This window comes from Arthrobacter sp. B0427-1-12, from assembly GCF_059092905.1.
The window spans coordinates 1-318 of the sequence record NZ_JBNHIC010000249.1; the positions used below are offsets into that span (position 1 = coordinate 1).

At 61.3% G+C, this 318-nt stretch carries 1 protein-coding gene; it reads left to right on the plus strand.

Annotation, left to right across the window (positions count from 1 at the left end; translation table 11 throughout):
• Nucleotides 1–191, plus strand: a 191-nt coding sequence (locus AC5RWU_RS24750) for an IS3 family transposase (RefSeq protein ID WP_493986802.1), incomplete at its 5' end; no start/stop codon positions are given.
• Between the last annotated feature and the right edge of the window lie 127 nt (nucleotides 192–318).

Sequence of the window (318 nt, forward strand, 5' to 3'; positions counted from 1 at the left end):
TCAAGGCCGAGCTCGTGCGCAACAAAGGCCCCTGGCGGGACATCGGCCACCTCGAGGTCGCCGTCGCCGAGTACATCGACTGGTTCAACCACCGGCGCCTGCACGGCGAAATCGGCTATGTCCCGCCTGCCGAATACGAGCTGTCCCACATCGGGAAACCAATCCAGGAACTACTCACAAATCCCAGCTAAAAACGTCTCCACAAAACCCGGGGCTTGACAGGTGTCGCAGTTTTTGGTTATGCACCAGCCGGTGAGGGTGCTCATGGTTGGTTGTGCTCCTGTGGTGGGCTCGGGGCGTGCTCATCCCGGGGCTGGG